Raw genomic sequence first — 22,329 nt, forward strand, 5'->3', positions numbered from 1 at the left:
TCAGCTGGAGTCGCGGGGGACGACCCGCGAGGCCATCAGCTCCTGGGCCAGGGGCGCGCTCTCCGGGTCGCGGACCGCGCTGTCGACGAGTTCGGCGAGGTGGCGGCCGATCACCATGTCGATCTGCACCGTCGTCAGCCGCGGCCGCAGCAGGCGCCCGAGCAGCAGGTCGTCCGAGCCCACGATCGCCGTGTCGTCCGGCACGGCGATCCCCGCGTCCTGCAGGGCGCGCATCAGCAGCATCGCGTACTCGTCGTTGTACGCGAACACCGCGTCGAGGCCGAGTTCACGCCAGCGTCCCGCGAGCTCGTTCGCCGCCTCCTCCTCGTACCGGAGCGGCAGGGGTACGACGACGGCGTCCGTACCCGTCACCGCCTGCCGGACGCCTTCGAGCCGCGGCCCGGAGAACATCTCGAGGCCCGGCTCCTCCGGAACCACCACACCGATCCGGCGCCGGCCCCGCTCCAGGAGATGCTCGGCGGCGACACGGCCCACCCGCCCCTGGTCCATGACGAGGGCGTGCGCGCCCTCGACGCGGTGCGGGCCGACGGTGATGACGGCCTTCGCCCCGGACCGTTTGAGGATCTCGACGCCGTGCGGGGAGAGCTGGACCTCGCCGAGCGAGACCACCGCGACCGGGCGGAGCTCCGCCCAGGCGCGCGCGGCCTCGTCCCCCTCCAGGCCGAGGCTGCCGTACTGCACGACGGTGTAGTCGAGCCGCCGCAGGGCCCACTGCAGCTCGTTGAAGAACCGGCTGTACAGAGGGCCGATCGGCACGTGCGCGGTGGGCAGCAGCACCATCCGGCTGTGACCGGCGCGCAGGCTGCGCGCCGCCGCGTGCGGGACGTAGCCCAGCTCCTCGGCCGCCTCCCGCACCCGCTGCCGGGTGGGCTCGCTGATCCGCACGGCCGCGGTGTTGTTCAGCACGTACGAGACGGTCGCTCTGGACACTCCCGCGAGCCGCGCCACATCGGCGCTCGTCGGGACGGGACGGTCGGCGGACTTTTCGGGTGACTGGCTCATCGCTCCGGCATCTTTCCAGACCAATCCGGACCAGGGTCTGGCGGATGGCCGGATTCGGGTGCTACACAATGCTGACGCGTGTCACTGACACGTGTCACCTCCCGCACATCCGCTCCTCGCCCCCGCACCGGGCGATCTTCACCAGGAGGGCACCGTGGCCCTTTCCTCCCCCGGCACCGGACCCGAAGCGGGACCCGAAACCGGACCGGAGACGGGATCCGAAGCCGGACTCGGACCCCGCACCGACACCGCCACCGGCACCGCCACCAGCCCCCGCGCCACCGGCTCCGCCTCGGAACCCCGCCCCACCCGCGGTCTGCTGTCCCTCCTCCTCGCCGGGAACACGGCGATGTACGCGCTGTACATCGGCGTCCCCGGCCTGCTCCTCGCGCTCCAGATCGAGGACATCGACCCCGCGAACAAGGTCGCCAACTTCGGGCTGGTCTCCGGGGTCTCCGCGATTTTCGCGACGGTCTTCAACCCGGTCGCCGGCGCGCTGTCGGACCGCTCGGGCCGCCGTAACCCGTGGATCCTCGGGGGCGGACTCCTCGCCATCCCGGTGATGTTCCTGCTCGGCAGCGTGCACACGATCCTGCTGGTGATGATCGCCTGGTGTCTGGGCCAGGCCGTCATGAACATCTACCAGGCCGCGATCACCTCCGTCGTGCCCGACCGGGTACCGCTCGCCTCACGCGGCAAGGCCTCGGCCGCAGTCGGACTCGGCCTGCCGATCGGCTCCACCGTCGGCGCGCTGATCGGTGCCGCGTTCTCGGAGAACTACCGCACCGGCTACCTGGTCTTCGGCGTGATCGTGGCCGCCACCGCCGTACTGTTCACCACCTGCGCCCCCGAGCGGCGGATGCCCGCCAAGGCGCCCCTGCCCGTGAAGCAGCAGATCGCCGCCTTCGGCAGCGCGCTGAGGGACCACGACTTCCGCTGGGCGTTCATCGGCCGCGCGCTGCTCGTCCTCGGCTACTTCGCCGTCGCCGGCTTCCAGCTGTACATCCTCAAGGACCACACCGATCTGCCGGGCGGACTCTCCCCCGAGGAGGCGGTGGCGATCCTCATGCCGGTCAACTCCGTCGCCATGGTGGTCTCCACCGTTCTGGGCGGCTGGCTCTCCGACCGCTACGACCGTCGCAAGCTGTTCGTCGGCGCCTCCGCCGCGTTGGCCGCCGTCGCGCTCGTCATCCCGGCCGTCTCGACGAGCTGGACCGCGATGCTCGTCTTCTCCGTCGTCAACGGCCTCGGTTTCGGCTGCTACATGGCCGTGGACACGGCCCTGGTCACCATGGTGCTGCCGAAGGCGGAGGACGCGGCCCGCGACATGGGCGTGCTCAACGTGGCGAACGCCGGGCCGCAGATCGTCGCCCCGTTCGTCGCCTCGCTCATCGTCTCGCTCAGTGGCGGATACACGGCCCTTTTCGTGGTCGCCGCCGTACTGTCGGTCCTCGGGGCACTCGCCGTGCGCCCGATCCGTACCGTGCGCTGACCGAGAGGCAACGACGTGCACCTGCACACCACCACCTGGGGATCCGGCGACCGGGTCGCCCTGCTGATCCACGGCATCATGTCCGACCACCGCACCTGGCGGCGGGTCGGACCGGCCCTGGCCGAGCAGGGCTACCGGGTGGTCGCGGTGGATCTGCGCGGCCACGGCGCCAGCGGCCGGGCCGCCGGGCCCGAGGCGTACACGCCGGAGGACTACGCCGACGATCTCGTCGAAACCCTGCCCGCGGGTGCCGAGTTGGCGATCGGGCACTCGCTCGGCGCGCTGACCCTGGCAGCCGCCGTGGAGCGGCTGGCCCCCCTGCGCGCGGTCTACGTCGACCCGGCCTGGCACCTGCCGGCCGGGGACGCGAGGACCCGCGCGGAGCTGTTCCTCCAGGCCAAGCGGCTCACCCGCGAGCACATCCGGGTCTTCAACCCCCGCTGGGCGGAGGAGGATCTGGACATCGAGATCGACACGGTCGGGCTCTGGGACGAGCGCACGGCCCACAGCCTCGTGGCACTCGCGGGCCGGGACTTGTGGCCCGCGAAACCGGTCGTCCCGTCGCTGGTCACCCTCGCCGATCCAAGCATGCTGGTGACCGCCGACGACGCCCGGATGCTCGCGGAGCGCGGCTTCGAACTCCGTACCGTCCCCGGCGCGGGACACACCGTCCACCGCGACGACTTCGACGGGTTCATGACCGCCCTGAAGGGGTGGATCTGACGTACCGTGTGGTCATGGACGACGTCTCGATGGTGGGCATGCTCGGCCGGGTCACCGGCACCGTCGGGCCGGGACTCGTCGGCGAGGTGATCGTCCGGATCCGGGGCGGAGCCGAGCACTTCCTCGCGTACGCGGCCGACGCCAAGGAACGGATCAGTCTCGGTACGGTCGTGATGGTCGTGGAACATCTCCCTCCACGCACCGTCTATGTCACAGCCGCGTACGACGGTTGACCGATCCATTGAGCGCCCGTCCGGCGCGGCGCACACTTCCTTCACCGGATCCGCACGGCTCCGGTGAAGGGGGAGCTGCCCATGGGAATCGGCATCCTGGCGGGCGGCGCTGTCGTCGCCGTCCTCGTCCTCATCGCACTGTTCAAACTCATGTGGCGCGTCGCGGAACCCAACGAGGCGCTGATCATCTCCGGCTCCAACCACAAGATGGAGGGGCTCGGCGAGGGCATGGGCTTCCGGATCGTCACCGGACGCGGCACGCTCGTGCTGCCGGGCGTCCAGGCCGTACGGAAGCTGTCGCTCGATCTCAACGAGACCCAGTTGCAGGTGGAGTGCGTCACCCACCAGGGCATTCCGCTCAAGGTCCGCGGTGTGGTGATCTTCAAGGTGGGTGACGACTTCGTGTCGATCGCCAACGCCGCCCGCCGTTTCCTCGACCAGCAGAAGCTGATGTCGGAGCGGGTGCACATCGTCTTCGCCGGTCATCTCCGCGCCATCGTCGGCGGGTTGACGGTCGAGGACATGATCCGTGACCGGGAGAAGCTGACCGGGCAGGCCCGTTCGGCCTGTGGCACGGAGATGGAGAAGCTCGGTCTGATCGTGGACTCGCTGCAGATCCACGAGATCGAGGACCCCACCGGGTACATCAAGAACCTGGCCGCGCCGCACGCCGCGGCCGTACAGCGCGACGCCCGGATCGCGCAGGCGGAGGCCAACCGGCGCGCCACCGAGGCCGAGCAGCAGGCCGCGGCCCGGATGTCGGAGGCCACCCGGGACAGCGAGATCCTGCAGGCGGGCTATCAGGCCGAGCGGGATCAGGCCTCCGCGAAGGCGCGGCAGGCCGGTCCGCTCGCGGAAGCGGCGGCGCGCCAGGAGGTCGTCGTCCAGGAGACCCGCGTCGCCGAGCTGGAGGGGCACCGCAAGGAGCAGCAGCTCCAGGCGGAGGTCCGCAAGCCCGCGGACGCGATGGCGTACGAGACCCGGACGCTGGCCGAGGCCGAGCGCGACGCCCGGATCTCGGCGGCGCAGGCGGAGGCCAAGGAGACCGAGCTGGCGAGTGCGGCCAAGGCCACCGCGACGCGGCTCACCGGTGAGGCGGAGGCGGCGGCCCAGCACGCGAAGGGTCTGGCCGTGGCGGAGGCGACGCGCGCCAAGGGTCTCGCGGAGGCCGAGTCGATCAAGGCCCGGGCGGCGGCCCTGGCCGAGAACCAGGAGGCCGTGGTCGCGCAGCAGCTGGCCGAGAAGTGGCCGGAGATCGTCGAGGCCGGCGCGTCGGCCTTCGGCAATGTGGACCAGATGGTCCTGCTGAACGGTGCGGACGGCATGGCGGACGTGTTCGCCAAGGCGCTGACCATGGGCGGGACGGGCCTGGGGCTCGCCCGTCAGCTGCTCTCGACGATGAACCCGGGCGCGCAGGCGGCGGTGCCCTCGGTGAACGGCTCGACGCCGCCCGCTCCCCGGACGGAGGCGATCGAGGTCGGCGACGACCGGGAGTAGCCGTTCGGGAGGGGGACGGGACGGGCCCGGCGCCGTACCGGCGTCGGGCCCTCGTCGTGTCGTCGGCGGAGCTCGGGCGGGGACGGCAGCTGGGCACCGAGCCGATCACCACGAGGCCGGTCGGCGGAAGGCCGGCCCGCGCAACGCGGGTCCGTGGAAGATCAGTTGTGGCCGAACTTCCGTTCCTTCTTGTGGGAGACCTGCTCGATGATCGGCCGCGGGGTCTCCCGTACGGCCGGTGTCTGTTCCTTCGTCGCCTCGGTCCTGTGCTCGTGGCCGCCCGTACGGGCACCGCGGTTCACCCGGGTCTGTTTCTTGCCCACGATCGTGCCTCCTGTACCGGAAATGCGGACGCTGGGGCCGTTTTCAGCCTCGCACGGGGGTACGGACGGCGCATGTCAGGGACGGTGCGCCCCCGCCGGGCCCTACGGTGGTCCCCGTGACGACCTTCCAGTACTCCACGACCGAGGCCGACCCTCACGCGATCGGCCCTGTCCGCACGTCCTACGCCCCGGACCGTGACGGTGCCCCGGATCCCGGGGAGATCGTCTGGACCTGGGTGCCCTTCGAGGAGAACGACGGGCGGGGCAAGGACCGGCCGGTCCTGGTCGTGGCCCGGGAGGCGGCGGGAACGCTGCTCGCCGTGCAGTTGTCGAGCAAGCGGCATGACGACGATCGCGAGTGGAGCGAGATGGGGGTCCCCCCGGCCGGAGGCTGGGGGAGGGTGGCGATCGGGGTGGGTGACTGGGACAGCGCGCGGCGTGAGTCCTGGGTGGATCTGGACCGGGTCCTGCGGGTCCACGAGGCGGGGATGCGGCGTGAGGCGTGCGCGCTGGACCGGCCGCGCTTCGACCGGGTGGTGGAGCGCCTGATCGAGCGTTACGGGTGGTCGTAGCCGTAGCCGTAGCCGTCAGTCGCCCGCGATGACCCGCTGGAACGCGCCGAGCGTCGTCCGGCCCGCCGTACGGTCGAGAATCGCGAAGACGATCTCGTCGAAGTGGGCGGCGAACCGGCCGCCGTCCATGATCAGTGCCCGGAACGCGCCCGCGACCTCGGCCGGGTCGTTCTGGAAGACGCCGCAGCCCCAGGCGCCGAGGACGAGCCGCCGGTAGCCGCCCGCCACGGCCGTCTCCAGGACCCGCTCGGCGCGGGCGGCGAGGGCGGCCGGGACGCGGTCGGCGAGCTCGGGCGTCTGCCGGCGGATCACGCCCGCGTTGGGGGCGGGCGAGGTGAGGAAGCCGACCGTGAAGGGCTCGTCCATCAGTCCGCCGCGGTCGTCGCGGAAGACGGGGACGCCGGGCGAGTGGATCACGCGGTCCGTGTAGAAGGCGTCCCGCTCGGCCCGGTGGTGGGTGTAGTACTCGGGGGCGCGCAGGAGCGTCGTGTAGAGGGCGGAGGCCCGGCAGAGGGCCTCTTCCTGGGCCTGGGCGCCGTTCAGATATCCCCCACCGGGGTTACGGGCCGAGGCGAAGTTCAGGACGGCCACCGGGGTGGCCGGATCCGCCCTGGTCAGGCGCTGCGCGGCGACGAGGCTGCTCTCGTCGGTGACCTCGACGGATGTGGTGCGGTCGGTGTCGGGGGTGACCGGAACGGCCTCGGGGCCGTACAGCCTCGTGCCGGCGAGCGCGGCGCGCAGCGCCTCCTCGATGGAGACCGCCCGGCCGCCGGAGGCCCGGTACCGGCCCGCCTCGACGATCTCCTCGGTCTGCTTCGCGATCCCCCGCAGTCGTGCGCTCATGAACGCAAGCATGATCGATTCCGTTGACCGTGAGCAACGGGATATTCACCGTGGGGCCGGTGAGGCGCTCTTGCACGCCCGTCAGTGGTGGCTTTAGGTGGAATCAGCGCCTCACGGAACAGGAGGAAACGACATGTCGTCGAGCGGCATACCGCACAGCGGTCAGGGCCTCAGCGTGGACGAGGCCGAAGACCTGCTGCGATGTATCTGCTTCAAGACGGGTCCGCCCCGCACGGTCGGGGTGGAAGTGGAATGGCTCGTCCACGAGCTGCGTGACCCGCGGCTTCCCGTCCCGCCCGAGCGACTGGCCCTGGCCGTCGACACCGTACGGTCCCTGCCCCTGGCCTCGGCCATCACCCTCGAACCCGGTGGACAGCTGGAGCTCAGCTCGCCGCCCGCCGGGTCCCTCATGAGCTGTGTCGACACTCTCTCGGCCGATCTTCGCGCGGTGCGCGACGCGCTCTCCCCCCTCGGGCTCTCCCTCAACGGGTACGGGGTCGATCCCTGGAACGCGCCGCGCGAGCGGATTCTGCGCGAGCCCCGCTACGACGCGATGGAGACGGCTCTCGACCGTGCGGGCCCCGCGGGCCGGGCCATGATGCGGGACTCGGCGTCGGTGCAGGTCTGTCTGGACGCCGGCCACGAGGAGCCTGGTCCGCTCGGCTACCACCGCCGCTGGCAGCTGGCGCATCTGCTGGGCGCGGTGCTGGTGGCCGCGTTCGCCAACTCGCCCGTCCACGGCGGGCGTCGGACCGGCTGGCGCTCGACCCGGCAGGCCCTGTGGACGGATCTCGATCCGGCGCGGGCGCTCGCCCCGCCCCCGGACGGCGAGCCGCGTGCCGCCTGGGCCGCGCATGTGCTGGACACCCCGGTGATGTGCGTGCGCGGGGAGGAGACTCCCTGGGACGTGCCGGAGGGGCTGACGTTCCGGGAGTGGCTGCGCACCGGGCGTCCGCGACCGGCCGACGAGGACGATCTGCGCTATCACCTGACCACCCTCTTCCCGCCGGTGCGGCCCCGCGGGCATCTGGAGCTGCGGATGATCGACGCCCAGCCCGGGCCGGACGGCTGGGTCGTGCCGGTCGCCGTGACCACGGCGCTCTTCGAGGATCCGGAGGCGGCCGAGACGGTGTACCGGGCCGTCAAGCCGCTGGCGGAGCGCGCGGGTCCGCTCGCCGCGCCGCGCAATCCGCTCTGGCTGGCGGCGGCGCGGGACGGGCTCACCGATCCCGAGCTGCACGCCGCCGCGCTGGTCGCGTTCGCCGCCGCCCTGGAGGCGCTGCCCCGGATCGGGGCGAGCGAGGCCGTCCAGCAGGCGGTGGCCGACTTCCACGAGCGCCATGTACGGACCGGCAGCTGTCCCGCCGACGAGCACCTGGAGGTGGCGTGATGACCGTGACCGACGACCCGACGGCTCTGCGGCGGCGGGCGCTGGAGGCGCTCACCACCGCGCGGGCCCGCACCGCGCTGCTCACCTCGTGCGTCGAGGACGACGAACTCACCGCGCAGCACTCCCCGTTGATGTCTCCGCTGGTGTGGGACCTGGCCCATATCGGCAACCAGGAGGAGCAGTGGCTGTGGCGGACGGTCGCCGGGCGGGACGCGCTGCGCCCGGAGATCGACTCGGTCTACGACGCCTTCGAGCACCCCCGCGCCTCCCGCCCCACTCTTCCGCTGCTCGCACCCGCCGAGGCCCGGGCGTACGCCTCGGACGTACGGGGCCGGGTCCTGGACATCCTGGGGAGCACCCCGCTGGAGGGCCGGCCGCTGGTGGAGGCGGGGTTCGCCTTCGGGATGATCGCCCAGCACGAACAGCAGCACGACGAGACGATGCTGATCACCCATCAGCTGAGGAGGGGGCCGCAGGCGCTCACCGCTCCCCCGCCGCCCGTCACGGACATCGGCCCCCTTCCGGCCGAAGTCCTGGTTCCGGGAGGCTCGTTCACGATGGGCACCTCGGACGAGGCCTGGGCGCTGGACAACGAGCGTCCGGCGCACACCCGGGTCGTCCCGGCGTTCTTCATCGACACCGTGCCGGTCACCAACGGCGCCTACATGGCGTTCGTGGCGGACGGCGGCTACACGGACGAGCGCTGGTGGCAGGCCGAGGGCTGGGAGCAGATCCGCAGGCACGACATCGGGGCGCCGCTGTTCTGGCGGCGTGACGGCGGGCAGTGGCTGCGCCGCCGGTTCGGCGTGACGGAGCCGGTGCCCGAGGACGAGCCGGTGGTGCACGTCAGCTGGTACGAGGCGGACGCCTACGCCCGCTGGGCCGGCCGCCGGCTGCCCACGGAGGCCGAGTGGGAGAAGGCGGCCCGGCACGACCCGACGACGGGGCGCTCGCGCCGGTACCCCTGGGGCGACGCCGACCCCGAGCCCGGCCACGCCAATCTCGGGCAGCGGCACCTGCGGCCCGCCCCGGCCGGCAGCTACCCCGAGGGCGCCTCACCGCTCGGAGTACGGCAGTTGATCGGGGACGTGTGGGAGTGGACGTCGAGCGACTTCCTGCCGTATCCGGGGTTCACGGCCTTCCCGTACAAGGAGTACTCGGAGGTGTTCTTCGGTCCCGCGCACAAGGTGCTGCGCGGTGGGTCGTTCGCGGTGGACACGGTGGCCTGCCGGGGCACGTTCCGCAACTGGGACCTGCCGGTGCGCCGCCAGATCTTCTCCGGTTTCCGGACCGCACGGGATGCGGAGCTCTCCTGATGTGCCGCCATCTCGCTTTCGTCGGCGATCCGCTGACGTTCGGTGAGCTGCTGCTGCGGCCGCCGTTCTCACTGGAGCGCCAGGCGTGGCAGCCGCGGATGCAGAGCAGCGGCCTGGTGAACGCGGACGGCTTCGGTGTCGGCTGGTACGCCGACGGTGACCCGGTGCCGGCCCGCTACCGCCGCGCCGCGCCGGTCTGGGGAGATCTCACGCTGGCCGATCTCGGGCGGGTGGTGCGCACGGGCGCGCTGCTCGCGGCGGTCCGGGGCGCCACCCGGCCGGGCGCGGACGGGGAGGCCGCGGCGGCTCCGTTCGCCGCCGGGCCGTGGCTCTTCAGCCACAACGGGGCGGTCGAGGGCTGGCCGGGCTCGCTGACCGGCCTTGCCGCCTCGCTGCCGGCCGCGGAGCTGCTCGCCCTGGAGGCCCGTACGGACTCGGCGCTGGTGTGGGCCGTGGTGCTGCACCGGTTGCGGGCCGGTGACGCGCCGGGGCAGGCGCTCGCCGACACCGTACGTGAGGTCGCCGAGGCCGCCCCGGGGTCCCGGCTCAACCTGTTGCTCACCGACGGTACGGAGATCACCTCGACGAGATGGGGGAACTCCCTGTGGTACCTCCGGCGTCCCGACCGCGTGGTCGTGGCCTCCGAACCGTACGACGACGATCCGCGCTGGCACGAGGTGCCGGACCGCACGCTACTGACCGCCACCCGTACCGACGTCACCCTCACCTCGCTCAAGGAGCCGTCCTCGTGAGCCCGTTCCAGCTGACCCGCACCCTTCCCGAGGACGCCACGGAGGCCGATCTGCGCGCCGATGTGCTCCACGGTCTGACCCGCATGCCGAAGGAGCTGCCGCCGAAGTGGTTCTACGACGCGCGCGGCAGTGAACTGTTCGAGGAGATCACCCGGCTCCCCGAGTACTACCCGACCCGTGCCGAGCGGGAGATCCTGAGCGACCGGGCCCATGAGATCGCGGCGGTGACGGGGGCCCGGACTCTGGTCGAGCTGGGCTCGGGCTCTTCGGAGAAGACCCGCTTCCTGATCGACGCGCTGCTGCCTGAGCTGGACAGCTATGTGCCGGTGGACGTGAGCGAGTCGGCGCTGAAGGGGGCGGCCGACGCTCTGATCGCGGAGCGCCCGGGACTCCACATCCACGCCCTGGTCGCCGATTTCACGCGGGGGCTCGCCCTGCCGGGGACTCCGGGGCCGCGCCTGGTGGCGTTCCTCGGGGGCACGATCGGCAATCTGCTGCCCGCCGAGCGCACGGTGTTCCTGCGCTCGGTACGGGCGATGCTGGCGCCGGGCGACGCGCTGCTGCTCGGTACGGACCTGGTGAAGGACGAGGCGACGCTGGTCGCCGCGTACGACGACGCGGCGGGGGTGACGGCGGAGTTCAACAAGAACGTGCTGGCCGTGATCGCCCGTGAGCTGGACGCGGACGTGCGGCCGGACGACTTCGACCATGTGGCGCTCTGGGACCGGGACCGGGAGTGGATCGAGATGCGGCTGCGGGCGCGTCACGCGCTCACGGTGAAGATCCCGGAACTGGATCTGGTCGTGCCGTTCGAGGCGGGCGAGGAGATTCGGACGGAGGTGTCGGCGAAGTTCCGTCAGGCGGGCGTGCGTGCGGAGCTCGCCGAGGCCGGGCTGGAGATGACCCGCTGGTGGACGGACAAGGAGGGGCGGTTCGCGCTGTCGCTGGCGACGGCTCTCTGAGCCGCTCGGGCGAACGCGCGACGGTTCGGATACTGGATGCTGGATATCGGATCCAGTATCCGAATCTCGGCGGTGAGCCCGCGGGCCGTCGCGATCCGCCACAGTGAGGCGGCCAGCGAATCATCTCCCACGAAGGCGGCGGGGCCGACGGGCCGGTACTCCAGCCGTACCGGCTGGACCGGCACCGAGGCGTCGAGGGCGGCCTGGAAGGCGGCGGGCCGGAAGGCGCCGCCGCCCCGGCCGCACCAGGTCGACCCCTCGGGGAAGACGACCACCCGGCCGCCGTCCGCCATCGCCCCCGCCATGGTGCGTACGGTCTCGGGCAGGGCCCTCAGCCGGTCACGGTCGATGAAGAGGGTGCCGCCCCGCGCCGCGAGCGGGCCGAGCACCGGCCAGGACCGGACCTCCCGCTTGGCGACCATGCGTCCGGGCAGGACGGTGGCGACGAGCGGGATGTCGAGCCACGAGATGTGGTTGGCGACGACCAGCAGCGGCCCGTCCGCCGGGACGGGGCCGCCGGTGACCTTCATGCGGACGCCGAAGGCCAGGATCACCAGTCGGCACCACCGGCGGACGAGCGCCCGCCGGCCGGCGGCGGGCAGCGGCGCCGCCAGGGGTGCGAGCAGCACCCCGGCGAGGACGGCGGCGATGCCCATGGTCAGGCGGACCGCGGCCAGGACGGGCCCGACGGCAGGGGAGGTGTGCCGGGCGCAGTCCGCGGGCGCGCACGGCGCCGTCGGCAGCCAGGGCGAGACGGGGCCGGCGGTGGTCACTGCGCCGGGGCGAGGGAGAGGAAGTGGCGGAGGTAGCGGGGGTTGGTGTTGCGCAGGGACAGCAGGACGTAGAGGTCGGCGACGCCGAAGTCCACGTCGTGCGCGGGCGCCCCGCAGACCCAGGCACCGAGGCGGAGATAGCCGCGGAGGAGCGGCGGGAGCTCGACGCGGCCCTCGGGGCGGGTGACGCCGTCGGGGGTCCAGAGCTTGTGCGGGGTGACCCAGTACTCCTCGGGGGCGAGGTGCTTGGTCTTGACGGTGTCCCAGGTGGCGGCGGCGAGCGTGCCTCCGTCGGCCAGCGGTATCGAGCAGCACCCGGCGAGCCAGTTGTGGCCGGTCCGGGTCATGTAGCGGGCGAGTCCGGCCCAGATGAGGGCGATGACGGCGCCGTTGCGGTGGGCGGGGTGGACGCAGGAGCGGCCGACCTCGACGAGGTCGTCGCGGATGGGGCCGAGGCGGCCGAGGTCGAACTCGCTCTCGGAGTACAGACGCCCGGCGATCCGGGCGCGGTCGGGCGGCAGCACGCGGTACGTGCCGACCACGTCGCCGGTGGCCTCCTCACGTACGAGCAGGTGGTCGCAGTAGGCGTCGAATGCGTCGATGTCGAGGCCCGGCTCCGGACCGTCGAGGTGGGCGCCCATCTCGCCGGCGAAGACCTGGTGGCGCAGACGCTGGGCGGCGCGGACGTCGTCCTGGTCGCGGGCGAGGCAGACGATGTAGCGCGGCTGCTCCTCGGTGGCGCGGTCGGCGGCCACGGGCTGCGGCTGCGCGGGGACCCCGTGGAGCGGGGCGGGCGTGAGGGTGACACCGGCGGGGACGGGGACAGCGGGTGCGACAGTGGCTGCGGGTGACGGTGCGGGCATGTCGGGCTCCTCCGGCGTGCGGAAGGGGACGGTGAGGGCCGGACCGGGAGAGCGGTGGTCCGGCTCCTTACTTCTTCCGTGGCCGATTGGATTCGACATGACCGTGCGGCGGATCGCGGGTGTGTAGGTGCTGAATGCTGGTCGGCGGACCCCGCGTGGCCTGGTTCTTCGGTGTCCCGCCCGGTCTACTCGCCGAGGGTCTGGGTGATCTTCTCCGAGGCGGACCGGGCGGCCTTCTTCGGGTTCTCGCCCTGGAGGACGGCCGTCATGTAGGGCTTGATGGGGTTGGCCGCCTCGACGTCGGCCCACTGCGGGGAGTTCGGTGTGGCCCGGCCGCGGGCGGCCGCGACGGCCATGACGGCGGTGGCCTCCTGGCCCTCGACGACGGACGCGAGGGAGGTCTTGTTGGGCACGTTGTTCATGGCCCGGGCCAGTTCCGTCTGCCACTTCTCGCCGGCCAGGGCCTTGACGACCTCGATCGCCGCGTTCCGCTCGGGCGCGTTCTCCGGGACGATCAGGTCGGAGCCTCCGGTGAAGACGGCGCAGGGCTGCCCGGCCTTCTTGCCCGGTATCGGGAAGAAGCCGAGCTTGTCCTCGAGTCCGGGGTTGGCCTTGGTGATGGCGGCGACGACGCTGGGGGTGGCGATGATCTGGGCGACATCACCCTGGGCGAAGACCTCGGCCTGGGGCGGGGTCTGCTCGTCAGCGTCCTTGGGACCGGAGCCGAGGGACTGGAGCTCCTTGTAGAAGTCCATGCCGCGGAGCGCGGCGGGGCTGTCCAGGGCGCCGGTCCAGTCGCCGCCCTTGTCCTCGGCGAGTTCGCCGCCCTCGTCCCAGATGAATCCGGCGAGCGTGTACCAGTCCTGTCCCGCGAGGTAGATGCCCTGGGAGCCGTTGCGGTTGAGCTTCTCGGTGTCGTCGAGCCACTGGGCCCGGGTGGTGGGCGGCTTGGTGAGGCCGGCCTGCGCGAAGAGGTCCTTGTGGTAGATCACGACACGGTTGGCGGCGTACCACGGAATGCCGTACTGGGATCCGCCGATGCGTCCGGGCTCGGCGAGGCCGGGCAGCCAGTCCTCGCTGCCGAGGTCGCGCACGGACTCCAGCGTCAGGTCGTAGAGCTTGTCGGTGTCGGCGTACTGGGCGACCTGGGTGTTGCCCACCTCGATGACGTCGGGTCCGCCCTCGCCGCGGATCGCCTCGGTGACCTTCTTGCCAATGCCCGTCCATTCCTGGATGGTGAATTCCAGCTCCACGCCTTCGTGTTCCGCCTCGTACGAGGCTTCGAAGCGCTGGAGGAAGTCCTCGCTGGCACTGTCGCGCATCAGCCAGACGTTCACCGTTCGGGTCCCGACCTCGTCGCCGGGGAGGAGCCCGCAGCCCGCCAGGGCGAGGGCGGTCGCGGCTGCCAGGGGACAGGCCAGGTGGCGGTTCTTCACGTAGGTCACCTTCTGCGTTCCATGAATGGAGTGCGGCATGGGGAGCTGACCCGTCGTGGGGGGACCGAACAGCGAGTTCGTGCGGGTGCGTGGCCTGGATTCTGGTCTGGACCAACCAAGTGGTCAAGCCCCGGTCGATCCGGTTCCGGGCAGGTGTGCGGGGCACACCTGCCCGTTACCGCGGGTACGACCAGCCGGTACGCCCTAGACGGCCGGCACCGAGTCCTCGAAGGCCGTGCCCGCCGTGCGGTAGGCGGCCACCTTGGCGGCCACCTGCGCCGGGGTCAGGACCTGGTCCTTCACATGCAGGACGTAGTCGACCTTCTGGTCGTAGGAGCGCGGCGTGGTCGACGTCTGGCCCTGGAGGTCGATGAGCCACTGGTTGAAGTTGATGGACATGGGGCGCTCGGGCAGATAGCGGGCGTCGTGGCGGCCGAACTCCTGCCCGTCGACGTAGTACACGATGGTGTTGTCGTCGATGGTCAGGACGAGGTCGTGCCAGCCGGCGTAACTCGCGCGGACCTCGGAGTGCTGGTTGACCGCCTCCCAGGGGTCGGGCCGGTAGGTCTCCCACGAGGTGGTGTAGAGGATGTTGGCGGGCTCGCCCCAGCCGCCGTTGGGCAGGTACTCGAAGTCGTACTCGGCGTAGTCGTCCGCCATCGGCGCCTTGAGGTCGTTGATGGTGAAGAAGGTCTGGACGAGGCGGTCGCCGTCCGGCCCGGAGACCGGCGCGTCGGAGAAGCGGACCCGCGCGGCGTACGTACCGTTCTTGAACTTCGTCGACCGGGTCAGGATCTCGGTCTGCCTGGTCGACTCGGCGGTGCCGGCGGTCGAGGTCCGCAGGTTCATGACCGAGTTCGTGCCTTCCTTGGCGAACGTCACGTTCTCGGCCGCCCAGGTGGCGCCGGGGACGCCCGGTCCGCCGGAGTTGGACCGCACGCTCCAGCCGTGGGTGGAGATCGCGGGATCGGTGTGGCCGGTGTAGTCGAAGTCGTCGAAGAGGGTGGCGCCGCCGGTGGGCGGCGGGGTGGTCGGATCCGTCGGGGTCGGGGTGGGCTCGTTGCCCGCGGGTGCCGTGCCCCAGACCACGACGCCGCCGACGGTGGCCGTGACCTTGCTCCAGTTCGCGTACGTGGTCTGGGACGGGCCGAAGGAGTAGTCGTCGTTCTGGTTCAGCGGCTGCCAGTTGGAGCGGTGGAAGCGCAGTTGCATGTCACCGGTGTCGGCGCCGGGGGCGAGGGTTCCGGCGCCGGCCGTGAAGCCGACCTCCAGATAACGGTCGGCGGTGGCCGTGGGGTTGGCGAGGGTGCCGAAGGTGCCGGTGAGGTTCGCGCAGCCCTTGACCGCCCAGGAGCAGGCGTAGGTGTACGAGGCTCCCGCGTCGGCCTTGAAGTAGTACCGCAGCTTCACCTGGCTCAACGGGACGTTCGCCGAACCGGAGTTGACCACCTTGAACCAGGGCTCGGCCTGGTCGCTCCCGGTGGCGCTCTGCCGGTACTGGACGGTGACGGCCTCGCCCGCAGCGGCCGCCGGAAGGGCGGTCAGGGCGGTGGCGCCGAGGCCGGTCACGGCGGCGACGGCGAGCGCGGCGCGCATCCGCAGGGTCCTGGTGCTCTTCGGTTCACTCATCGGGTTTCCTCTCCTGAGGTGGTGACGGGGGTGGGGGAAGGCGGCGCGGCACCCCGAGGGCGTCGAGCCGGGTCCTGTGGTGGCGCAGCCGCGCCAGGAAGCCGTTCCAGTCGCCGCGCCCGGTCCAGGCGACCTCCGCGAGGGCGCAGAGCCGGGGGAAGGTCAGGTACTCGGCGTGCGCGGCGGTGGGCACGTACTCGGTCCACAACTGGGCCTGTGCGCCGAGCACCTGGGCCGTCTCCGTGGCGCTCCAGTCGGCGGGCGCCGGGTCGGTGCCGTGGACGGCGCGCAGGTCGACGACGGCGCCGGGCTGACCCGGCGGCTCGTCGGAGCGTGCCGACTGCGGATAGTCGAGGTAGGTGGTGCGGTGCGGCGCCATGACGACGCGGTGGCCTCGGCGGGCGGCGGTGCGACCGTGGGCGGTGTCGAGCCAGGGCATGACGGTGAAGTACGGGGGGAGGTCGGCGCCGGTCTCGGTCCAGCCGAGCGGCCGGCGGCCGGCGGCGAGGAGATGGCCGCCGATCCGCTCCATGAACCAGCCGTGCAGGGCTTCGGGCCCGTCGAGTCCCTCCTCCGCCGCGCGCCGGCGCGCGGCCGGCGAGGCGTGCCATTCGGTGGTCGGGCACTCCTCTCCGCCGACATGGACGTACTGCGAGGGGAAGACGTCCATCACCTCGTCGAGGACGTCGCGGCAGAAGTCCAGAACCTCGTCGTGGACGCCGAGGACGGTGTCGCACACGCCCCAGCGGTCCCAGACGTCGAGGGTGCGGTCCGGCCGGTTGCCGAGCGCGGGGTAGGCGGCGAGCGCGGCCCGGACATGGCCGGGCATCTCGATCTCCGGGACGACGGTGACGCCGCGCTCGGCGGCGTGCCGTATCAGGGCGGTGAGTTCGCCGCGGGTGTAGGCGCCGCCGTGCGGATGGCCGCCGATCTCGGTGAGCCGGGGGTGGGCCGGGACGGGCATGCGCCAGCCCTGGTCGTCGGTGAGGTGGAGGTGGAGGACGTTGAGTTTGTGGAGGGCGAGGAGGTCGACGTACCGGTGGAGGAAGGAGACGGGCCGGAAGTGGCGGGCGACGTCGAGCATGGCTCCGCGCCAGGGGAACCGGGGCGTGTCGGTGATCTGCGCACAGGGGACGGACCAGGTGACGCCCGGCTCGGGCATGTCGTGAAGGGCCTGTACGGGCAGGAGTTGACGGAGCGTCTGGATACCGGCGAGGAGCCCTTGGGGGCGGGCGGCGCGCATCAGCACGCCCTCGGCGCCGATGGTCAGGCCGTACCCCTCGTCGCCCAGGCCGGTGAGGGCGGGGTCGAGAGCGAGGACGACCGTGCCGTCGGACCGCTCGGGGAGGGGCAGACCGGTGGCCGGCCCGAGCAGGGTGCGCAGCAGCCGGGCGGCCCCTTCGGCGCCGGGGGCGATCTTGAGCGCGGTGGTGTCGTCGAAGGTGAATCTGCCGGGCAGCGGGTGGAGCTGGGTGGGCTGGGGGACGAGTGGTGGCAGGCGCATGGCGTGCTCGTTATCCCTTCACGGCTCCGCCGGTCATCCCGGCGGCGACCCGGCCCTGCAGGACCAGGAAAAGGACGAGGACGGGCAGGGCGAAAAGGGTGGAGGCGGCCATGGTGGCGCCCCAGTCGGTGCCGAAGACATTGGAGAAGGAGGAGAGCCAGACGGGCAGGGTCCGGTCGTCCTGGTTCTTGATGATCAGCATGTTGGCGAAGGCGAACTCGTTCCAGGCGGTGATGAATCCGAAGAGCGAGGTGGCGAGAAGGCCGGGCGCGAGCAGCGGCAGGGTCACCCTGCGGAACGCTTCGGCGCGGGTGCAGCCGTCGACCTGGGCGGCCTCTTCGAGCTCGGCGGGTACGGCGGCGAGGAAGGAGCGCAGGGTCACGATGGTGAAGGGCAGGGTGATCATGAAGTAGATCAGGGTCAGGGTCGCCAGCCGGTCGAGCAGGTCGGCGTCCCGGGCGATGACGTACATGGGGATCAACAGGGCTTCCCAGGGCGCCACCTGGGCGATGAAGACCATCAGGATGAAGCCCCGGCGGCCGCGCCAGCGCATCCGTGCGACGGCGAACGCGGCGCCGAGCGCCACGACGAGCGCGAGCAGGACACAGCCGGCGGTGACGAGCAGGCTGTTGCGCCAGAAGAGCCAGAAACCGTCGGCCTCCACGGCGTGCGCGAAGTGTTCGAGCGTGAGGGAGGTGGGGAGGAGGACGGGGGTCTCGGCCTGGATGTCGGGGGTGGGCTTGAAGGCGGTCAGGACCATCCAGTACACGGGGAAGACGGCGAGGACGAAGACGATCGACGCTGCCGTGTTCAGCGGAACGCGGCGCAGGGCGCGGGGTGTCACCGGTCGGCCTCCTGCCGGAGCAACTGACGGAAGTAGGCGATCAGCGCGGCGACCAGGAGGAGCACGGTCAGGGTCGACACTGCCGAGCCGAGGTCGTAGCGGTGCAGGGACTGGGCCACCCGGTAGGCGTAGACGGGCAGCGTGGTGGTCGCGTCGCCCGGGCCGCCCCGGGTGACGGCGCAGATCTGGGCGAAGCAGCGGAAGACCCAGATCACTTCGAGGCAGAGGACCAGGCCGAAGATCGGCCGGAGCAGCGGCAGGGTGATCGCGTGGAAGATCCGCCAGGACCCGGCGCCGTCCAGCCTGGCCGACTCGTACAGCTCCTCGGGAACGGTCATCAGGGCCGCGTGCAGGGTGATGGCGGCGAACGGGACCGACTGCCAGACGACGAGCAGGACGAGGACGGTGAAGGCGGCCGGGCCGTCGGCGAGCCAGGAGTACCCCTCGTAGGAGCTGAACCCGAGCCGTACGAGCACCCAGTTGACGACGCCGAGGCGGGAGGCGAAGAGCCACTGGAAGACGGTGGTGGTGGCGATGACCGGGCTGGCCCAGGCCAGGACGAGCCCGCTCGTCACCAGGATCCGCATCCGCCGGCTCAGCCGTCGCATCATCAGCGCGACCAGGGTGCCGATCACCATGATCAGGACGACGTTGATCAGAGTCCACCAGAACGTGCGGCGGACGACCTCCCAGAACTCGGGGTCGGCCAGGACGGTCCGGTAGTTGCGCAGGCCGACGAACGCGGCGTCGCCCCGGATCAGTTCGCCCATCCCGTAGTGCTGGAGGGAGATCAGCAGGTTGCGGACGAGGGGGTAGCCGAGGAGCAGGGCGCCGCCGAGGACCGTCGGCGCGACGAGGAGGTAGGGCCAGAGGGCGGCCCGGCGCCGCCCGCTCACGAGCCGAGGGTCTTGGTGATGCTCTCCGACGCGTCCTTGGCGGCCTTCGCCGGGTCGGTGCCGGTGAGCACGGCGGTCAGGTACTGCTTGATCGGGTTGGTCGCCTCGACGGCCGCCCACTGGGGGGAGTTGGGCGTCGCACGGCCCTGCGCGGCCCCGGCCGCCATGGCGGCGGTGCCTGGGTCGTCCTGGATGACCCGGGCGAGCGGAGTCCGGTTGGGGACGTAACTCATCGTCCTGGCCATCTCCGTCTGCCACTTCTCGCCCGCCAGCGCCTTGACGACCTCGTACGCGGCCTCCGGGTGGGCGGACGCTTCGGGGACGATGAGGTCGGAGCCGCCGGTGAAGACGGCGCCGGGCTTGTCGGCCGACTTGCCGGGGATCGGGAAGAAGCCCAGCTTTCCCTTGAGCGCGGGGTTGGCCTCCTCGACGATCTTCGCGCCGCCCGGTACGGCGATGATCTGGGCGATGTCGCCCTTGGCAAAGGCGTCGGCCTGCGGGGGCTTGGCCTCGTCGGAGTCCTTGGGCCCCTTGCCGAGGGCCTGGAGCTGCCGGTAGAAGTCCATGCCGGCGAGCGCCTCCGGGGTGTCGAGCGCGCCCTTCCACTCCTTGCCGTCACGTACGGCGAGGTCGCCGCCGTCCTCCCAGATGAAGCCGGCGAGGGCGTACCAGTTCTGGCCGGGGAGGTAGATGCCCTGTGTCGAGCCCTTGTTGAGCTTGGCGGTGACCGCGAGCCACTCGTCGCGGGTCTTGGGCGGGGCGGTGATGCCGGCCTGCGCGAAGAGGTCCTTGTGGTAGATGACCACACGGCTGGCGGCGTACCAGGGGATGCCGTACTGCTTGCCGTCGATCCTTCCGGGCTCGGCGAGCCCGGGCAGCCAGTCGGCGCCGTTCAGCTCGTCGACCTTGTCGCTGAGGTCGCGGACGCCGCCGCTCGCCGCGTACTGCGCGACCTGGGTGTTGCCGACCTCGATGACGTCCGGGGCGTCCTTGCTGGCCAGGGCCGCGGTGACCTTCTCGCCGATGCCGTCCCACTCCTGGATCTGGATGTCGAGGGTGGTGCCCTGGTGCGTCGCCTCGAAGTCGGTACGGAAGCGGGTGAGGAAGTCGTCGGTGACGCTGTCCTTCATGATCCACACGGTGACCTTGCCGGGTCCGCCGGCCTTCGGGTCGTCCGTGGAACCGCAGGCGGTGACACAGAGCGCGAGGGTCGCCGCGAGGGCGACGGGCGCTGCGAGAGATCTGGTCTTCACGGGCACCTCGGAGAAGGAAGAATTGACCAATTGGTCAAGTGGTCAGCTACGTGACCAGAAGGTGGCATGGACCAATGTGGGCGTCAACCCCTTGAAAAATATGCGTTGTTCACCGACCTGCCCCCCTCAGGAACCATGGTTAGGATGGGCCTTACCAGTTGACCAGTCAGGAGTCAGGGAGAGCGCATGAAGGACAGCCCCTCGGGCGGGGTGCTGAAGCGGGAGCGGGTACGGGAGCATCTGCTGGGCCTGATCGAGGCGGGCGGCCCGGGTGACCCGATCCCCTCCGAACGCACGTTGTGCGCCGCCCTCGGCGTCTCGCGCCCCACCCTGCGCGCCGCGGTCGACGAGCTCGTCGCGACGGGAGCGCTCGTACGGGAACACGGGCGCGGCATGTTCGTCGCCCCCGCCAAGATCACCCAGCAACTCGCCCCGGACGACACGGCGTTCAGCGTTCCCCGGGCCGCGGGCAGCTGGTCGAGCACGGTGCTGGAGTCCGCCCGGACGCGGGCGGGGGCTCGGATCGGACGCAAGCTCCGGGTCTCCCCCGCCGCCGAGCTGCTCTACATCGCGCGGCTCCGCCTGGTCGACGGCTCCCCCATGGCCATCGAGCACCTCCACATCCCGGCGGACCTGGTGCCCTCCGCGCTCACCGCCGAGGAGCTGGAGGCAGGCGACCTCTACGACCATCTGCGCGAGCACCATCGCATCCATGTCCGGGAGGCGACGCAGTCCATCGAGCCGACGGTCGTCAGCGAGGCGGAGGCGCGGCTGCTCGACGTCCCCGTCCTCTCCCCCGCCCTGCTGATCGAGCGCCTCACCCTCGACACCTCGGCCCGGCCCGTCGAGTACGTCCACTCGGTCTACCGGGGCGACCGCTACCGGATCGTCTCCCGGCTCGACTTCACCCGCGACGGCGTCGTGACCTCCTCGACGGAGGGCGATGCATACTGACCGCCGGAGCCACGGCGGGGAGGGCACGCGATGGAACTCAAGCGGGAGCGGGTACGGGAGCATCTGCTGGCCGTGATCGACGGACGTCGCCCGGGCGACGCCATCCCCTCCGAACGCACCCTGTGCGCCACCCTCGGCGTCTCGCGCCCCACCCTGCGGGCGGCCGTCGACGAGCTGGTGGCCACGGGAGCGCTGGTGAGGGAGCACGGACGCGGCATGTTCGTGGCCCCGGTCAAGATCACCCAGGAACTGGTGGCCGAGGACCACGCGGCGGGGGCGCCCCCGAGCCGGGGGAGCTGGACGAGCACGGTGCTCGAGTTCCGTACCGTACGGGCGGGCGCGCGCATCGGCCGGAAGCTGACGATCTCCCCCGCGGCGGAGCTGCTCTACGTGGCCCGGCTGCGGCGGGTCGACGGAGCGCCGATCGCCCTGGAGCATCTGCACATCCCGGCCGAGCTGGTCCCCGGCCTGACCCCGGCCGACATGGAGCGCGGCTTCTACGCGCATCTGCGCGAGAAGTGCGGCATCCGGACGGCGCGGGCGGTGCAGTCGATCGAGCCGACGGTCCTGAGCGAGGAGGAGGCCGTGCTGCTCGACGTCCCCGTCCTCTCCCCCGCCCTGCTCTTCGACCGGATCACCTCGGACACGGGCGGGCGCCCGGTGGAGTACGTCCGCTCGCTGTACCGGGGCGACCGCTACCGGATCGTCTCCCGCCTCGCCCTCACGGACGGCGCGCCGGACCACCCGGAGCCCGACGTGTCGCGGACCGGGGCGTGGTGGGGCACCGTGGAGTGACCCCCACCGAGAGGAGTTCGGCCCCCATGTCGAACCACACGTATCGCGTCACCGAGATCGTCGGCACCTCCCCGGAGGGTGTCGACCAGGCCATCCGCAACGGCATCCAGCGTGCCGGACAGAACCTCCGGGGCCTGGACTGGTTCGAGGTGACGCAGGTCCGCGGCCACATCGTCGACGGGGAGATCGGGCACTACCAGGTCGGTCTCAAGGTCGGCTTCCGACTGGAGGAGGGCGGGGCCTGAGAGGCCTCACG

Annotated in this window: 23 protein-coding genes; 12 read left to right on the plus strand and 11 right to left on the minus strand. The window is 71.6% G+C overall.

The window, feature by feature from the left end:
- A complete protein-coding gene (locus ACFY8U_RS02235; RefSeq protein ID WP_361595970.1) occupies positions 1–1,023 on the minus strand; it encodes a LacI family DNA-binding transcriptional regulator in 1,023 nt (340 codons plus the stop codon).
- A gap of 154 nt (positions 1,024–1,177) precedes the next feature.
- Here ACFY8U_RS02235 and ACFY8U_RS02240 point away from each other — a divergent pair, with 154 nt between their 5' ends.
- From ACFY8U_RS02240 to ACFY8U_RS02255, 4 genes are all read left to right on the plus strand, one after another.
- Positions 1,178–2,515: an MFS transporter gene (locus tag ACFY8U_RS02240; protein WP_389564490.1), complete on the plus strand. Its 1,338-nt coding sequence runs from the start codon at positions 1,178–1,180 to the stop codon at positions 2,513–2,515.
- Between the two features lie 15 nt (positions 2,516–2,530).
- Positions 2,531–3,238 (plus strand): alpha/beta fold hydrolase, encoded by a 708-nt coding sequence (locus tag ACFY8U_RS02245; protein ID WP_389564493.1) that lies wholly within the window; start codon positions 2,531–2,533, stop codon positions 3,236–3,238.
- Between the two features lie 14 nt (positions 3,239–3,252).
- Positions 3,253–3,471, plus strand: a complete 219-nt coding sequence (locus ACFY8U_RS02250; RefSeq protein WP_361755871.1) for a hypothetical protein — start codon at positions 3,253–3,255, stop codon at positions 3,469–3,471.
- A gap of 81 nt (positions 3,472–3,552) precedes the next feature.
- Positions 3,553–4,968: a flotillin family protein gene (locus tag ACFY8U_RS02255; protein WP_389564496.1), complete on the plus strand. Its 1,416-nt coding sequence runs from the start codon at positions 3,553–3,555 to the stop codon at positions 4,966–4,968.
- 161 nt (positions 4,969–5,129) lie between these two features.
- Here ACFY8U_RS02255 and ACFY8U_RS02260 read toward each other — a convergent pair whose 3' ends face one another.
- A complete protein-coding gene (locus ACFY8U_RS02260) occupies positions 5,130–5,291 on the minus strand; it encodes a hypothetical protein (RefSeq protein ID WP_361431316.1) in 162 nt (53 codons plus the stop codon).
- 116 nt (positions 5,292–5,407) lie between these two features.
- On the opposite strand from ACFY8U_RS02260, the gene ACFY8U_RS02265 reads away from it, so the two are divergent.
- Positions 5,408–5,863, plus strand: coding sequence for a type II toxin-antitoxin system PemK/MazF family toxin (locus tag ACFY8U_RS02265; protein ID WP_389564499.1), 456 nt, complete (start codon positions 5,408–5,410; stop codon positions 5,861–5,863).
- Positions 5,864–5,878: 15 nt separating this feature from the next.
- On the opposite strand, the gene ACFY8U_RS02270 is transcribed toward ACFY8U_RS02265, so the two are convergent.
- A complete protein-coding gene (locus ACFY8U_RS02270; RefSeq protein WP_389564501.1) occupies positions 5,879–6,706 on the minus strand; it encodes a TIGR02452 family protein in 828 nt (275 codons plus the stop codon).
- Positions 6,707–6,839: 133 nt separating this feature from the next.
- Between ACFY8U_RS02270 and egtA the strand changes: the two genes are divergently transcribed.
- The 4 genes from egtA to egtD are packed head-to-tail and all read left to right on the plus strand — an operon-like array spanning position 6,840 to position 11,126.
- Positions 6,840–8,096: an ergothioneine biosynthesis glutamate--cysteine ligase EgtA gene (gene egtA, locus ACFY8U_RS02275; protein ID WP_389564503.1), complete on the plus strand. Its 1,257-nt coding sequence runs from the start codon at positions 6,840–6,842 to the stop codon at positions 8,094–8,096.
- Complete coding sequence (gene egtB, locus ACFY8U_RS02280; protein WP_389564505.1) at positions 8,096–9,412, plus strand: ergothioneine biosynthesis protein EgtB; 1,317 nt, start codon at positions 8,096–8,098, stop codon at positions 9,410–9,412. Before egtA ends, egtB begins: the two co-directional genes overlap by 1 nt.
- Positions 9,412–10,164 carry an ergothioneine biosynthesis protein EgtC gene (gene egtC / locus ACFY8U_RS02285; protein WP_389564508.1) on the plus strand — a complete coding sequence of 251 codons (753 nt, stop codon included), beginning with the start codon at positions 9,412–9,414 and terminating at the stop codon, positions 10,162–10,164. The genes egtB and egtC overlap by 1 nt, the downstream gene beginning before the upstream one ends.
- Positions 10,161–11,126, plus strand: a complete 966-nt coding sequence (egtD, locus tag ACFY8U_RS02290) for an L-histidine N(alpha)-methyltransferase (protein ID WP_389564510.1) — start codon at positions 10,161–10,163, stop codon at positions 11,124–11,126. The genes egtC and egtD overlap by 4 nt, the downstream gene beginning before the upstream one ends.
- On the opposite strand, the gene ACFY8U_RS02295 is transcribed toward egtD, so the two are convergent.
- The 8 genes from ACFY8U_RS02295 to ACFY8U_RS02330 form a co-directional block, all read right to left on the minus strand.
- On the minus strand, positions 11,021–11,899 hold the full coding sequence (locus ACFY8U_RS02295) for a lysophospholipid acyltransferase family protein (RefSeq protein ID WP_389564513.1): 879 nt from the start codon (positions 11,897–11,899) through the stop codon (positions 11,021–11,023). The two genes, egtD and ACFY8U_RS02295, sit on opposite strands and share 106 nt — an antisense overlap.
- Positions 11,896–12,762: a GNAT family N-acyltransferase gene (locus ACFY8U_RS02300; protein WP_389564516.1), complete on the minus strand. Its 867-nt coding sequence runs from the start codon at positions 12,760–12,762 to the stop codon at positions 11,896–11,898. The genes ACFY8U_RS02295 and ACFY8U_RS02300 overlap by 4 nt, the downstream gene beginning before the upstream one ends.
- Before the next feature lie 185 nt (positions 12,763–12,947).
- A complete protein-coding gene (locus tag ACFY8U_RS02305) occupies positions 12,948–14,198 on the minus strand; it encodes an extracellular solute-binding protein (RefSeq protein ID WP_361755841.1) in 1,251 nt (416 codons plus the stop codon).
- A gap of 204 nt (positions 14,199–14,402) precedes the next feature.
- Positions 14,403–15,827 (minus strand): cellulose binding domain-containing protein, encoded by a 1,425-nt coding sequence (locus ACFY8U_RS02310; RefSeq protein ID WP_389564518.1) that lies wholly within the window; start codon positions 15,825–15,827, stop codon positions 14,403–14,405.
- On the minus strand, positions 15,820–17,331 hold the full coding sequence (locus ACFY8U_RS02315) for a beta-N-acetylhexosaminidase (protein ID WP_389564521.1): 1,512 nt from the start codon (positions 17,329–17,331) through the stop codon (positions 15,820–15,822). Before ACFY8U_RS02315 ends, ACFY8U_RS02310 begins: the two co-directional genes overlap by 8 nt.
- 10 nt (positions 17,332–17,341) lie before the next feature.
- A complete protein-coding gene (locus ACFY8U_RS02320) occupies positions 17,342–18,175 on the minus strand; it encodes a carbohydrate ABC transporter permease (protein WP_389564523.1) in 834 nt (277 codons plus the stop codon).
- Complete coding sequence (locus ACFY8U_RS02325; RefSeq protein WP_389564525.1) at positions 18,172–19,071, minus strand: carbohydrate ABC transporter permease; 900 nt, start codon at positions 19,069–19,071, stop codon at positions 18,172–18,174. Before ACFY8U_RS02325 ends, ACFY8U_RS02320 begins: the two co-directional genes overlap by 4 nt.
- Positions 19,068–20,324 carry an extracellular solute-binding protein gene (locus tag ACFY8U_RS02330; RefSeq protein ID WP_389564528.1) on the minus strand — a complete coding sequence of 419 codons (1,257 nt, stop codon included), beginning with the start codon at positions 20,322–20,324 and terminating at the stop codon, positions 19,068–19,070. The genes ACFY8U_RS02325 and ACFY8U_RS02330 overlap by 4 nt, the downstream gene beginning before the upstream one ends.
- 186 nt (positions 20,325–20,510) lie before the next feature.
- On the opposite strand from ACFY8U_RS02330, the gene ACFY8U_RS02335 reads away from it, so the two are divergent.
- The 3 genes from ACFY8U_RS02335 to ACFY8U_RS02345 are packed head-to-tail and all read left to right on the plus strand — an operon-like array spanning position 20,511 to position 22,318.
- Complete coding sequence (locus tag ACFY8U_RS02335) at positions 20,511–21,278, plus strand: GntR family transcriptional regulator (protein ID WP_389564531.1); 768 nt, start codon at positions 20,511–20,513, stop codon at positions 21,276–21,278.
- A gap of 30 nt (positions 21,279–21,308) precedes the next feature.
- Positions 21,309–22,073, plus strand: a complete 765-nt coding sequence (locus tag ACFY8U_RS02340; RefSeq protein WP_389564533.1) for a GntR family transcriptional regulator — start codon at positions 21,309–21,311, stop codon at positions 22,071–22,073.
- A 26-nt stretch (positions 22,074–22,099) separates the two neighbouring features.
- Positions 22,100–22,318, plus strand: a complete 219-nt coding sequence (locus ACFY8U_RS02345; protein ID WP_361431275.1) for a dodecin — start codon at positions 22,100–22,102, stop codon at positions 22,316–22,318.
- Positions 22,319–22,329: the final 11 nt, after the last annotated feature.

The sequence above is a fragment of the Streptomyces sp. NPDC012508 genome (assembly GCF_042902595.1).
Lineage (GTDB): Bacteria > Actinomycetota > Actinomycetes > Streptomycetales > Streptomycetaceae > Streptomyces.